This window comes from Paenibacillus sp. GbtcB18, assembly GCF_019091125.1.
GTDB classification, from domain to species: Bacteria; Bacillota; Bacilli; order Paenibacillales; family NBRC-103111; genus Paenibacillus_F; species Paenibacillus_F chitinolyticus.
In genome coordinates this window covers 218,694-231,736 of the sequence record NZ_JAGXJX010000003.1, presented here as the reverse complement: position 1 = coordinate 231,736, position 13,043 = coordinate 218,694, and the positions used below count along the sequence as shown (strand labels likewise).

Annotated in this window: 13 protein-coding genes and 1 pseudogene; 12 read left to right on the top strand and 2 right to left on the bottom strand. The window is 48.9% G+C overall.

The genetic code is table 11. The features are described 5' to 3' along the window. Window positions 1-29 precede the first annotated feature (29 nt). Both KVT34_RS11530 and KVT34_RS11525 read left to right on the top strand, forming a co-directional pair. On the top strand, window positions 30-698 hold the full coding sequence (locus KVT34_RS11530; RefSeq protein WP_217558760.1) for a helix-turn-helix domain-containing protein: 669 nt from the start codon (window positions 30-32) through the stop codon (window positions 696-698). 247 nt (window positions 699-945) lie between these two features. After that, window positions 946-1,701 (top strand): putative protein N(5)-glutamine methyltransferase, encoded by a 756-nt coding sequence (locus KVT34_RS11525; protein ID WP_217559287.1) that lies wholly within the window; start codon window positions 946-948, stop codon window positions 1,699-1,701. Between the two features lie 266 nt (window positions 1,702-1,967). Here the strand turns inward: KVT34_RS11525 and KVT34_RS31785 are convergent. Continuing rightward, window positions 1,968-2,153 (bottom strand): annotated as a pseudogene (locus KVT34_RS31785) (helix-turn-helix domain-containing protein); the annotation flags it as partial. A 171-nt stretch (window positions 2,154-2,324) separates the two neighbouring features. Between KVT34_RS31785 and KVT34_RS11520 the strand changes: the two are divergent. The 4 genes from KVT34_RS11520 (at window position 2,325) to KVT34_RS11505 (ending at window position 6,082) form a co-directional block, all read left to right on the top strand. Continuing rightward, on the top strand, window positions 2,325-3,320 hold the full coding sequence (locus KVT34_RS11520) for an ROK family transcriptional regulator (protein WP_217559286.1): 996 nt from the start codon (window positions 2,325-2,327) through the stop codon (window positions 3,318-3,320). A 3-nt stretch (window positions 3,321-3,323) separates the two neighbouring features. Continuing rightward, window positions 3,324-4,553 (top strand): MFS transporter, encoded by a 1,230-nt coding sequence (locus KVT34_RS11515; protein ID WP_217558759.1) that lies wholly within the window; start codon window positions 3,324-3,326, stop codon window positions 4,551-4,553. Window positions 4,554-4,617: 64 nt separating this feature from the next. Continuing rightward, on the top strand, window positions 4,618-4,929 hold the full coding sequence (locus KVT34_RS11510; protein ID WP_217558757.1) for a hypothetical protein: 312 nt from the start codon (window positions 4,618-4,620) through the stop codon (window positions 4,927-4,929). A gap of 232 nt (window positions 4,930-5,161) precedes the next feature. Then, window positions 5,162-6,082, top strand: a complete 921-nt coding sequence (locus KVT34_RS11505; RefSeq protein WP_217558756.1) for a VanZ family protein — start codon at window positions 5,162-5,164, stop codon at window positions 6,080-6,082. A gap of 58 nt (window positions 6,083-6,140) precedes the next feature. On the opposite strand, the gene KVT34_RS11500 is transcribed toward KVT34_RS11505, so the two are convergent. After that, window positions 6,141-6,848, bottom strand: a complete 708-nt coding sequence (locus KVT34_RS11500; protein WP_217558755.1) for an HAD family hydrolase — start codon at window positions 6,846-6,848, stop codon at window positions 6,141-6,143. Between the two features lie 233 nt (window positions 6,849-7,081). On the opposite strand from KVT34_RS11500, the gene KVT34_RS11495 reads away from it, so the two are divergent. The 6 genes from KVT34_RS11495 (at window position 7,082) to KVT34_RS11470 (ending at window position 13,036) form a co-directional block, all read left to right on the top strand. Further along, window positions 7,082-7,672 carry a TetR/AcrR family transcriptional regulator gene (locus KVT34_RS11495; RefSeq protein WP_217558754.1) on the top strand — a complete coding sequence of 197 codons (591 nt, stop codon included), beginning with the start codon at window positions 7,082-7,084 and terminating at the stop codon, window positions 7,670-7,672. 36 nt (window positions 7,673-7,708) lie between these two features. Further along, window positions 7,709-8,755, top strand: a complete 1,047-nt coding sequence (locus tag KVT34_RS11490; protein ID WP_217559285.1) for a flavin-containing monooxygenase — start codon at window positions 7,709-7,711, stop codon at window positions 8,753-8,755. A gap of 341 nt (window positions 8,756-9,096) precedes the next feature. After that, window positions 9,097-9,825, top strand: coding sequence for a YheC/YheD family protein (locus KVT34_RS11485; protein WP_217558753.1), 729 nt, complete (start codon window positions 9,097-9,099; stop codon window positions 9,823-9,825). Window positions 9,826-9,867: 42 nt separating this feature from the next. Next, window positions 9,868-10,767 (top strand): phosphoenolpyruvate mutase, encoded by a 900-nt coding sequence (gene aepX / locus KVT34_RS11480; protein WP_217558752.1) that lies wholly within the window; start codon window positions 9,868-9,870, stop codon window positions 10,765-10,767. Continuing rightward, a complete protein-coding gene (aepY, locus tag KVT34_RS11475) occupies window positions 10,767-11,900 on the top strand; it encodes a phosphonopyruvate decarboxylase (RefSeq protein ID WP_217558751.1) in 1,134 nt (377 codons plus the stop codon). Before aepX ends, aepY begins: the two co-directional genes overlap by 1 nt. Before the next feature lie 23 nt (window positions 11,901-11,923). After that, window positions 11,924-13,036, top strand: coding sequence for a 2-aminoethylphosphonate aminotransferase (locus KVT34_RS11470; RefSeq protein WP_217558750.1), 1,113 nt, complete (start codon window positions 11,924-11,926; stop codon window positions 13,034-13,036). Window positions 13,037-13,043 lie beyond the last annotated feature (7 nt).

The window sequence follows — 13,043 nt, the reverse complement described above, 5'->3', positions numbered from 1 at the left end:
CATAAAGGGTCGAGAAAGGAGATGCTCCCATGGAAGCCCTGGATCCGCCGAAGGAAAGCACGATTGGAGAACTTGTTAAGGTTCAGTTGAAAAAGCAATCGCTTTCCATGCGTAAGCTCAGCAGTCTCTCCGGAATGGACACCGCTACGATTTCTCGGATCGTAAACGGCAAACAGGAGCCGAAACTCATTCATCTAAAGCTTTTTTCCGAATACCTGGATCTGTCGCTGGATAGGTTGATCGAAGCTTCCGGTTATATCGTGAACCCTGTTAAAGAAACCGGTTATTCTCATATCCATCAATCGCTGGGCGTGCTGCTGGAATTGTTCGGGGACTCCAGCGTGTCCGATTTAAAAGCGACGACGGGTCGCATTGAGCAGGAATTGGCCAAATACGAGCTGTACGCACAGACGGAGGAAGGACACGGCTTGATTCGCCGGGAATTCGAAGCCAAGCTGGCACAAGTAAACGGGGTAGGGCCGTTAATCGACCAATTGAAGGAAATGTATACGCTCTACTGCGCCAAAAGTGCCTCAGAAACCGATCAGGCTATCCTCGGAAGCGCTTTGCTGTATTTCATTCTGTCTGCCGATATTATTCCCGACTATATGTTTCCGATCGGTTACGTGGACGATGCCATGGCAGTTTATCTTGTTCTAGACAGGCTGAGTCAAAGAGGGTTTCCGCATAAGCTTTGACCGCCTGGAGGCGGTTTTTTTATTGGACGGATATTGATGAAGAGGGAATAAAGATACGGTTGCCTTTCTCATGTGATGGAGCATTTATAATAGGAGAGTTTCCTATAAGAGTTTTGTACCTGTTTCGAACCTTATGGAGGGGGTAAAATAAAACCATCTTTCTAGAATACGTTACGAATAGAGGGGATCTATGGATTCAAAAAGAGTAAGGAACACCGGTGACGAATTTCACGGCGACGGGACATTTATGCGGGTCGCCGCAGCGCTTCGAGAAGCCGGTTGTGTCTTCGCGGAAGAGGAGTCCCGGCTGCTCATTTCCGCCGCACAAACGCCATCCGAGCTATCCGCTATGGTGGACCGGCGATCTGCCGGTCTCCCGCTTGAGCACGTGATCGGCTGGGCGGAGTTTTGCGGTCTGCGGATAGCGGTGGAACGCGGAGTCTTCGTTCCCCGGCAGCGTACCGGGTTTCTTGTACGCCAGGTTGCAGCCCTTGCAGGGAAGAAGGTGGTGGCTGTCGACCTTTGCTGCGGGACGGGCGCGGTGGGCGTCGCCCTGGCCTCCGCATTGCAGCGGATCGAGCTGTACGCCGTCGACATCGATCCCGCCGCTGTGCGGTGCGCGCGCCGCAACGTCTCGGCCGTAGGGGGCCGCGTATACGAAGGCGACCTCTACGATCCGCTGCCCGCCGACCTGCGTGGGCGAGTCGACGTACTGACGGCCAACGCACCGTATGTGCCGACCGCGTCGGTCAGACTGCTGCCCGCCGAGGCCCGCATCCACGAGGCCCGGGTGGCGCTTGACGGAGGGGAGGACGGGCTTGACATCCAGCGCCGGGTAGCTGCCGAGGCGCCGCTATGGCTGGCACCCGGCGGTCACCTGGCGGTGGAGACAAGCCGGCGGCAGGCACCGCAGACCGCCGAAATTTTTGCCCGCAGCGGGCTGAATGCGAGGGTGGTCTGCTCCGACGAGCTGGACGCCGCTGTCGTCATCGGAAGCCGATGAGAAATCCGGCAGAATGGGAAGTTGACCACCGTCATATGACGCAGAGCACCGCGCGCTGGTAGATTCGCGCGGTGGGAAGATGCGCTAACCTGCCCGTTAGTTTAACCGGTTGCCCGATAGACACTCAGCTAATCGGTTAGTGGGCTGCGTGCGCAAGTTCTTGCCATTTTCGGCAAACTACCCAAGTTCTTGTCATTGGGTCAGGACAAGTACTTGGGTGATTAAAACAAAAAAGCCGCAGTTTATACGGCTTTCATAGTCTATATGTATTCATCCTTGAACCCGATTTGTCGGGACATTTTGCTCAATGGCTCGGTGGAATGGCAAAGAAGTTTCTTTGCATGTTTTATACGCAGATGAACTAAATAATCAGTCGGCTTTTGGCCGGTCAATGTTTTGGACTGTTGACTATATTGCCATCGGATCGTTCCTGCCATGTTAGCTAGCTCACTCGTTAACAGATTAGATATACATCGTAAGCCGCATATTGTGCGGTTTATTCTTTTTGATTGCTTACCTAAAAAATTTCTGCTATGATCAGAACGACTTATTAAATGCGTTTAATAAGTTAGTGAGGAGTGTGATACAGAGTGAGTGAGCTGCCTCCTACATCCAATGACGGCATGAAAAAAGCGATCCTTAGCAGCATACGTGCGGCTCTTCTGGAGCTGGAAAGTGCAACGAAGGTTGAACTTAGTCACAAACTAGGCATCAGTTTTCCGACTGTGAGTAAGTTTCTGACGCAAATGGAGCAGGAAGGGGAAATTTATTCAGCCGGTCTTGACGGTTCGAGCGGGGGAAGAAGAGCCGAAAGATACGTATATAACCCGGATTATCTGCTTGGGTTGGCTCTGTTTTTGGAGAAAGCCGAAACGAATTACACGATATTTAATGCTTCGGGCGAGATAAAAGAACAAGGAACAACGTCCGGTATGCTGCTGGACCCTGTTATCTGCTTATCGGATCAAATCGGCAAAATTCTCGCAAAATACCCGAAAATCGGGTCTATAGCGGTCGGCGTTCCCGGCGCGGTCAATAACGGCCGCATCATCTACATACCCGGGTATGAGCAGTTTCATCATTTTGATCTGAAGAGCGATTTTGAAGAGCGTTTTTCCATCCCGGTAGCGGTTGAGAACGATATGAATGCGGCGATTCTCGGATATAGTTTAAACGCGGCCAAGACGGAAAATCCGTCCATGATCTATTTGTATTTCGGACAAAACGGGCCCGGTGCCGGCATTCTGGTCAATGGGGACGTGGTACGGGGAAGCACGTTCTTCTCGGGAGAAGTTTCTTTCGTGCCTCAGTATGATGACCGCAATTTCCTCCAGGCTTTGAAGCGGAAAGCGGGACCGGGGGGAATACCCGGCGGCGAGAAGGAGATAGATGCCATCAGCAGGCTGGTCGCTTCGTTTACCGCTATTCTTAATCCCCATGCGATTATTTTTTGCGACGATGAAGCAAGCGGCCAACTTCTTGATGAAATCGCAAGCAGGAGCGCGACTTACATACCGGAAGAGCATCTTCCGGAACTTACGACCAGTGATTGGAAGCGGGATTATTTACGGGGATTACAGCGCCTCGGGCTTGACCTTATGATTCGGGAGAAGAGGTGACCTATGGCTACTTTCTTTTTATTGATTATTTATATGGCATTTATCAGCTTGGGACTGCCTGATTCCTTGCTGGGATCGGCCTGGCCCGTCATGCAGACGGATCTTGGCGCGCCGCTTGAAACCGCCGGTTTGCTGTTTATGACCGTCACAGCCGGCACGATTGTTTCCAGTATGGCAAGCGGAACCCTGCTTAAATGGTTCGGAACGGGGAAACTCACCCTCATCAGCTGTATCATGACGGCCGGTGCTCTGCTCGGCTTCGCTGTTGCGCCGTCGCTTGTCTGGTTAATGCTCTGCGCCATCCCCCTTGGATTGGGCGGAGGCGCCGTAGATGCGGGCCTCAACAATTACGTTGCCGCACATTACAAAGCGCATCATATGAGCTGGCTTCATTGCTTCTGGGGAGTAGGGGCTACGTTCGGCCCGATTATTATGGCGCAATATATTTCAGGACCGGACTCCTGGAGGGACGGATACTTGACGGTTGCCGGGATTCAGTTTGCCCTGGTGATTCTCCTGTTCGTTACCCTGCCCTTATGGAACCGGGTAGCAAAGAACAACCACACCGCTTTAAGTGAAGAAAAAGAAGACCTGCACGGGGCGGAAGACCGGGGTGCCGACAGTTCCGTAAAGCCTTTACGAGTCAGGGGCGTTAAGCTGGCTTTAGTTTCCTTCTTGTTTTATTCCGGAGTGGAAGCGACAATCGGGCTGTGGGGAAGCAGCTTTCTGGTGAATATGAAAGAAGTGCCGGCCGCGGTTGGCGCGCAGTGGGTGTCCCTTTATTATGCGGGAATTACAATCGGCAGAATGGTTACGGGGTTTATTACGTTCAAAGTGGCTAACCGAACCCTTATCCGGGCAGGCCAAATCACCGCTCTCGCAGGCGCGGTTTTGCTGATTCTGCCGCTGCCGCCTGTTTTCTCGCTTGCGGGTTTTATGATAACGGGATTGGGCCTCGCGCCAATCTACCCGTGCATGCTTCATGAAACGCCCGTGCGTTTCGGCCGGAAGCACTCCCAGTCGATTATGGGGTACCAAATGGCCGTAGCCTACGTGGGCAGCACCTTTATGCCTCCTCTGCTCGGTTTTCTGGCTTCTCTTTTCGGCATCGGAGTTTTCCCGTTTTATATTGTACTTTCCGCTGCTGCCATGCTCTTGTTCTCGGAAAAACTGAATGCCTTCTTAACGGCCGGGAAGAATGCCTTGAAGAACAACACGACTTTCACAGGTTGATTATTTTGTCTTTATGCATTCCTAAGCTATAATAGATGTACAAAAAAATAGGGGAGGCTTTTCAATGAGCCAGCGTTACCGAATTACAAGAGCGTTTCAGGAAAACGGCAATTCCGCCAAAACCATCTCTTTGGAGGAGTGCAAACAGATTTTCTCGTCCAAAGCTGATTTTGCTTATACATCCGTTTTTACGGTGAAAGGCTCTACCAGCATGTCTATTGAGGGAGATTTTTTCATTTGGAGCTACGACGAGGATACCCAGATTCCGTTCAGGCATTATGACGGCGACCTCTACGTATCCGGTACGAATAAAGTCGTTATTCCCTTAGTCATTGAAATTGCGAGTGAATTAGAGGCGGATGTGCAGGAAGAGTAGATCTTTTCAATCCGTGTCCAGCCTAAACTGAATCATACGAATGCGGGAAGCCTGCCGGGTACATGAGTCCGGTTGGCTTTTTTTTGCGCGAGTGAGGGCCGGAACTTTCCTTACAAACTTGTAAGTTTCGTGTAATCTAGCGGAATACGATCCATGACGTTTTCCTTCTATACTAGGTGTAAGTCTTCGCGAGAAGCCGTCTGATCTTACAACCGAAAATGAAGGAGACACCATGGAAACGAAATTACGAAAACTTATTTGGACCGGAATCGTTCTGTATACCCTGTTGATTTTGTATTTTATGTTTTTTGCCTTTCATAGAGTGGAGCATCAATACAGTGAGTACGGATACGAGTTTATGCTGGTTCCCGAGGCGGTTCCGCTTCTTTTTCCCGATCTCTCGGATCTCTCCTTTTCGTGGATCTATAACCTCGGCAACATAGCCGCCTTCATCCCGTACGGAATATTCGTGCCCTTGCTGCTTCGTACACCGGTTTGGAAGTTCTTATCCTGGTTTGTCATGGCGATTATAGTCTTGGAAACTCTGCAATCGTTAACGTTTCTAGGTACTTTTGACGTGGATGATATCATTTCAAATACATTGGGGGCTTCTATCGGATGGTGTGTATACAAGGTTGCCGCTTTCCCGAAAAACTTTTGGAAAAAGCTGATGGCTTCGGGCTTAACCGTCGCCGTCCTGCTGATCGGAATTATGAGCTTATCCGAGCTCATTGATTTTACGCTGCAAAAAAGAGAAGGGCCCCTTCACGCTTTGAATGAAATGAAAGAAGCTGCGGACAATAGGCCGCTGACGAAAGATTTACCCGAATTCACAGTCGGGGGCGAGAAAATAAAGCCGAATCTAAATGTGTACGGCAGTAAAGGGAATGAGAGCCAAACCTATACTTATAACTGGGCGGCCAAAAAGGAAGCCCACTTGTATGCTTCTTATGGAATCCCTGATAACGGCGATACTGCCGGTGAACTGATTATTACGGCTGACGGCCAGGAGAGAGTTTATTATACGGAGAGCACACAAGTGGTACCTGTGGACATCCCGTTTCATCAACTAAACGAACTTACGATTACGCTTAAAGGAAATGCGAAGCTGTGGGATGTTACAATCCGTGAAAAGAAGCATTGGTGGGAATGACAAAAGAGCTTGTCTTCATTAGAAGGCAAGCTCTTTTCGTCTTTTGTACCTGTTAATTTTACGAGGAAAACGGGGCAAAAGGCAGCGAATCTTTCAAGGCCCACAGCTCTTCGAAATTTCTTACCCGGTGATCGGCGAGTGAAAGATCCTGATTGCCCGAACCGGGATTTTGAATTCCGATGCATCGCATACCGGCGCTTTTCGCGGCCTTGACGCCGTTGCGCGAATCTTCGATGACGAGACAGGAAGAGGGCTCCACTCCCAGCAAGCCGGCCGCATGAAGAAAAATGTCCGGCGCCGGTTTCCCGTGCTGGACTTCCTCTCCGCTGACCCGTACGTCGAAATAGGAGCCAAGGCCGGTCTTGTCCATAATCAGCTCAATAAGCGGCCGGGGGGAAGAGGAAGCGACAGCTACCGGAATTTGCTTTTCTTTCAGCCAGCTTAACCAGCGCTCCACTTGAGGCATGGCCGTAAGCTGCGTATGTCCGGACATACTATTCATCACATTGTCCTTGTGATACGTTAACACCTGATCCAGCGCGAACGGAATCCGGTGCTTCTCCAGTATTTGCTCCCACATGGATTCCAGCGTTACCCCGACAAAACTATGATGGTCTTCTTCGCTCACGGGCACGCCGAAATGGTTGAACGAACTGCGTTCAATATCGAAATAAATCGGTTCGCTATCTATAAGGACGCCGTCCATATCGAATAGAACCGCTTCTATGGAAGCTGCCTTCCGTGCGGATTTGTTTAAATCCTCCAATGAAACTCCTCCTTTGACATACAGCGCGGATTACAACCCCATGCTAGCATATAAGCTCCTTCTTTTAAAGGTTTAAAAGACTGCTCGGGGCCTAGTCCGTCTCTTTACGATTTTTGCATCCAATCCCAGGGCCTCTGGCCAGGCCCTTGCAGCCGGAACGATCTTTTCAAAAGGGGTCCCGCTATGTTATACTTTATGCAAGCAAGTACTTGCATGCATGGAAGGTGATACGGATGGAACAAAGTGCGCAAGAAACCCGGGATAAGATTTTAACGGCCGCCATCTCTTTAATGAAGGTAAACGGGTACAAAGGCATGACGACACGTTCAATCGCAAAAGCAGCCGGCGTGAACGAAAGTACGATTTTCCGCCATTTCGTTAATAAACAAGGGATTTTGGACGCCTTAGTGGATCGGTATTCCTATGTTCACGGCATCCATCAAGTCTTTGACAGCTTAACGGGGGAGCTTCAATCCGACCTGATCCGCGTTGCGGAAGCGTACCAGGAGTTTATGAAGCATAATGGCGAGATGGTGTTGATCGGATTGAGAGAGACCGGGCAGTTTCCTGAACTGGACGAAAAAACAGCCGCTATACCGATTCAATTAAAGAAGCTGCTTGTCGACTATTTAACGCGTATGCACGAGAAGGGTGTTATCCGGAGAACCGATTTTGAAGCGTCGGCGATGACTTTTATTTGGATGAATCTCGGTTATTTTATATCCGCTTCGCTCTACGGTCAAAAAATAACGCTCGTAAAAACCGAAGATTTTTTACAGTACGGTGTCCGTACATTCGCTCAAGGTTTGTTGGAAGGGCATTAGATGACCGATAAAATCGCAGCCAGGGGAAATGTGAAGATGAACCATGTGGAAGTTATCATAATCGGCGGAGGACAAGCCGGTCTCGCTATGGGGTATTTTCTGAAGCAGAAAGGAGTAACCTTCCTCATTCTGGATGCCCATAAGCGAACCGGAGATTCCTGGAGAGTCCGCTACGATTCCTTGACTTTATTTACACCGCGGATGTACAGCAGCCTTCCCGGCATGAGCTTTCCGGGGGTGCCTGACGGTTTGCCTGCCAAGGATGAAACGGCAGATTACTTGGAGGCGTATGCCAAGGCGTTTGACCTGCCCATCCGGCATCGGACGAAGGTGCATTCCCTTTCGAAACATGAAGGGGGTTTTAAAATTGAAACCGGTCAGGAAACTTTTACTGCCCGTCAAGTGGTTGTGGCCACGGGGCCCTTTCAACAACCTGTCATCCCGGATTTTGCGAAAAAACTGCCAAAAGAAATCGTTCAGCTGCATTCTTCCGGCTATAAAAATGAATCCCAGCTTGCGGACGGTCCCGTACTGGTCGTTGGCGGCGGAAATTCGGGTGCGCAAATCGCGGTTGAACTTTCCGGCCGCAGGCAGGTCACGATCTCGGTGAGCCGGCCCATGAGCTTTAAACCTATGCAAGTGTTCGGAAGAAACATTTTCTGGTATTTTGAGAGATTCGGTTTGCTGAAAGCGAACACGGAGTCTCCACTTGGTTCTTGGCTGAAAAAGCAGCCCGAGCAAGTATACGGAACCGAATTAAAATTCCTCCTGAAAAAAAGAATCGTTTCGTTGAAAGGAAGAGCAATAGATGCAGACTCCGCAGGGGTCCTCTTTAAGGACGAAACGCGGATGAAGGTATCTACTGTCATTTGGGCTACCGGCTTTCGAAGCGATTATTCGTGGATCGACATTCCGGAAACGGCAGATGTCAGCGGGAAGCCGATTCATCGCGGCGGTGTCAGCAAGGTGAAGGGATTGTATTATTTGGGATTGCCTTGGCAATCCTGCCGCGGATCCGCTTTGTTAGGATGGATGGGGCGAGATGCCGCACACTTGGCGGATGTCATCGCCCGGCATAAATAAAAAGAAATTCGTAAAAGGCTCCTTGAGCATCAGAAGTTTGCCGATGCCGGAATCAAACTGACGAAGGCTCATTTCCAGCGTCTTGCTGGAAACATAAGATCCGCTGCCACCTCTCCCGGCAGCGGATTTTTTATGATTGGCGACAGTCTATTTTCTTGTTCCGAACACTGAGCTTGTCCGATAGGTAGTCCCGTTGGCTTTTCGTAATGATAACCGCAAGGATATGCCGTTTATAAAATGAATCTTGATTTCAAACCGTGGCAGAGGTCCACGCAGGCGGAAATTCGGATGCATATGCTTACAGCATGCTTTACAAAACATTTAAACGAGAGGGATGACCAATGGCGGTTGGAAAAATGAAAAAGTACAAAGTCATGTTGAAACATCCCGTTTTGCGTCCGCATTTACCTAAAACCCGGTGGTTTACGAAATCGAGGACCAAGCGAATGCTGAAAACCTATTCATCGGTCTTCATAAAACCTAATCACGGGAGTGGCGGCAGCGGGATTATCCGGGTCAAGAGATTGAAAAAACGGTACGAGGTTCGTAGTGCTTCAAGACGTAAGGTTGTTCGATCTCGTTTTCTCTTTAAAGCCATTAAGTCATACCGGAATCCCGGACGTCAGTATTTGGTACAGAGAGGACTTCGGTTAGCCAAGTACCACGGGGCGATTTTTGACATCCGGATTTACTTACAGAAGCCGCGGGGGAAATGGGTTATATCCGGCGTCGTCGCTCGTGTCGCGGCACCGCGTAAGTATGTGACAAATTATCTTAAAGGAGGGCATGCAGTATCTTTGAATCGGGCACTTTACAGTCTTTTTAAGCACAATCGCACAAAAGTGAAAACTTATTTGCGCAAAATTTCCAAACTGTGCATCACCATAGCCAAAACGGTTAATAAGCGGCACCCGGTTCGCGAATTGGGGGTTGACATTGCCATAGATAAAAAAGGCCGTATTTGGATTATTGAAGCCAATTCGCGCCCGGGACATATGTTATTTACCCAACTTTCCGATCGTACGATGATCAACACCATCCGAAGAAACAAGCGTCTTATTCGAAAGTAGGTTTCATGCACGTTACTCTAGGGGGAGAAGGAGAGCATTCCAATGAAAAAAACAAAGCAGCTTAGAGACTTGATCCATTCACAAAAACCGGAGTTTATTATGGAAGCCCATAATGGTCTGTCGGCCAAAATAGTGGAGGAGGCGGGTTTTAAAGGAATCTGGGCCAGCGGGTTATCCATTTCCGCAGCGATGGGAGTAAGGGATAACAATGAGGCCTCCTGGACACAAGTTTTGGATGTTTTGGAATTCATGAGTGATGCTACCTCCATCCCGATTTTGCTGGACGGAGATACGGGGTACGGCAACTTTAATAACGCAAGACGGCTAGTGAAGAAGCTGGAGCAGCGTCATATTGCGGGAGTATGCATTGAAGATAAGCAATTCCCCAAAACGAATTCTTTTATTAACGGTCAAGAACAGTCTTTGGCTGATATTGAAGAGTTTTCCGGAAAAATTAAGGCGATGAAAGATACCCAAACGGATGAGAATTTTACGGTGGTGGCCAGAGTCGAAGCATTTATTACGGGGAAAGGGCTTAATGTGGCGCTGCAGCGGGCGGAAGCGTACCGGAAAGCAGGAGCCGATGCCGTATTCATACACAGCAAAAGATCGGATGTCGCAGAGATTGAAGCGTTCATGAAGGAATGGGCCGGAAGATTGCCGGTCGTGATCGTGCCTACCAAATACTATACGACCCCAACCGTGAGGTTTCAGGAGATGGGGATTAGCCTGGTGATCTGGGCAAACCATAATTTGAGGGCATCCATTCAAGCCATGAAACACTTGTCCGATCGAATTTACCGGGATCAAAGCCTGGTTCATGTCGAAAAAGACGTCGCACCCCTGGAAGAAGTATTCAGACTTCAAGGGGCCGAAGAGCTGGAAGCTGCGGAACAGCAATACCTTCCGTCGTCAGAACCGGATTCGGGTGAGCATGCATAATGGACACCAAATTGTTTGGAGAAGAGTTGAAAAAATTAGGTTATTCCTTTTTCAGCGGTGTTCCTTGTTCCTTTTTAAAAAATTTGATCAATTATGCCATAAACGAGTGCGATTATGTTGCAGCGGCTAACGAAGGAGATGCCGTCGCTATTGCATCGGGAGCTTATGTAGGGGGGAAGAAGTCGGTAGTCCTTATGCAAAATTCAGGACTGACCAACGCTGTTTCGCCACTCACCTCTCTTAATTACCCTTTTCGTATTCCGCTGCTCGGATTTGTCAGTCTGCGCGGAGAGCCGGGCATACCCGACGAACCTCAGCATGAACTAATGGGCCGGATTACAACGCAAATGCTGGATTTGATGGATGTGGAATGGCAGTATCTTTCCAAAGATTTTGAGGAGGCAAAAAAGCAACTGATTCAGGCTGACGAGCACATTGGCCGGAATCGCCCGTTCTTTTTTGTCGTTAAGAAAGGCACTTTTGACAAAGTGCAGCTGCGAGATCAGCCAACCTCCATTCAATTAAATCAGATCCGCCAGCATGCTCATACGGATCATCAAATGCCAACACGGTATGAGGCGTTATCCGCGATTAACTCCATGAAAGACGGCAATACCGTTCAGCTCGCGACAACGGGTAAAACCGGACGCGAATTGTATGAAATCGAAGATGCGGACAACAACCTGTACATGGTAGGTTCTATGGGATGCATCAGTTCCCTTGGACTCGGTTTGGCTTTGAGTCAACCAAACAAAGATATCGTCGTCATTGACGGAGACGGTTCTCTCCTGATGCGTATGGGAAGCCTGGCAACCAACGCGTATTATCATCCGGCCAACATGATTCATATTCTGCTCGATAACAACGCCCATGAATCAACAGGCGGGCAAAGTACGGTATCCCATTCCATTCATTTTATAGATATTGCCGCCTCCTGCGGGTATACGAACTCGGTTCACGCTCACAGTCTCGAGGAACTGCAAGCTTTTTTACAAGAATGGAAAGTGAACAAAGGTCTTACGTTCGTGCTCCTGAGAATATCCAAACATTCCAAGGATCAGCTTGCTCGTCCGCATATGAAGCCTCACGAAGTAAAGGAACGTCTGCAGCGTTTTATTCATAACGATTCTTAGAAGGATAAGGAAGTGGGCGGTTCATGAATTCCTCCGTCAAAAAAAACATCTTACTTACCCCTGGTCCGGCAACGACTACAGATAGTGTGAAACGGTCGCAGGTGGTTCCGGATATTTGTCCTCGCGAAGCCGAGTTCGGTCAAATTATGGCGTATATTTCCACGGAACTTACCCGGCTGGTTGCAGACCCGGATCATTATGCGACCGTTTTGTTTGGCGGATCGGGTACGGCGGCGGTAGAATCCATCCTCAGTTCGGTGCCGAATCACGATACGGTAGTCATTATCAACAATGGAGCCTACGGAAAACGGATGTGCGAGATAGCGGAGGTTTACGGAGTGAACTATTTTGAATACAAGAGTCCTCCCGATGATGCTATTGATTTGACTGATTTGGAAAGACACATCCAATCCTCCCAACGAACCATCTCCCATCTGGCGGTCGTACATCATGAGACGACAACCGGTCTGCTTAACAAGATAAAGGATATCGGAGAATTATGCAAAAGGTATCAAATCGACATGATTGTAGATGCCATGAGTTCATTTGCGGCCATTCCGATTCAATTAAAGGAAATGAACATTGCCTACCTGGCGGCTAGCTCCAACAAAAACATACAGGGAATGGCCGGGGTATCGTTCGTGATAGCCGAAAAAAATAAATTGGAGAATTTGAAAGGACAGAAACCAAGGAGTTATTACTTGAATTTATATGCTCAATACAACTATTTTGCGGAGCATGGGCAGATGCGGTTCACTCCTCCGGTCCAAACCTTATATGCGCTTAGACAAGCGATTGAGGAATTAAAGCAGGAGGGAGTAGATAAAAGGTACGAACGCTACGCGATATCCTGGAAAACCTTAATTAACGGGTTAGCCCGACTGGGTCTGACCTATATCGTCCCCGAAGAGCATCATTCCAAAATCATCACTTCCATTCTCGAACCTCAATGTGCGGGCTATAACTTTCAATCTATGCATGATTATTTTTACAGCAACGGCATTATGATCTATCCCGGCAAACTCACGAAACTAAATACGTTCCGGATTGCCAATATAGGCGATATAACGTACAAGGAAATGGAGTTGTTTTTGGAACTGCTTGAACGCTATCTCAGTAGTCTAAAATGCGGATGAGAAAGGT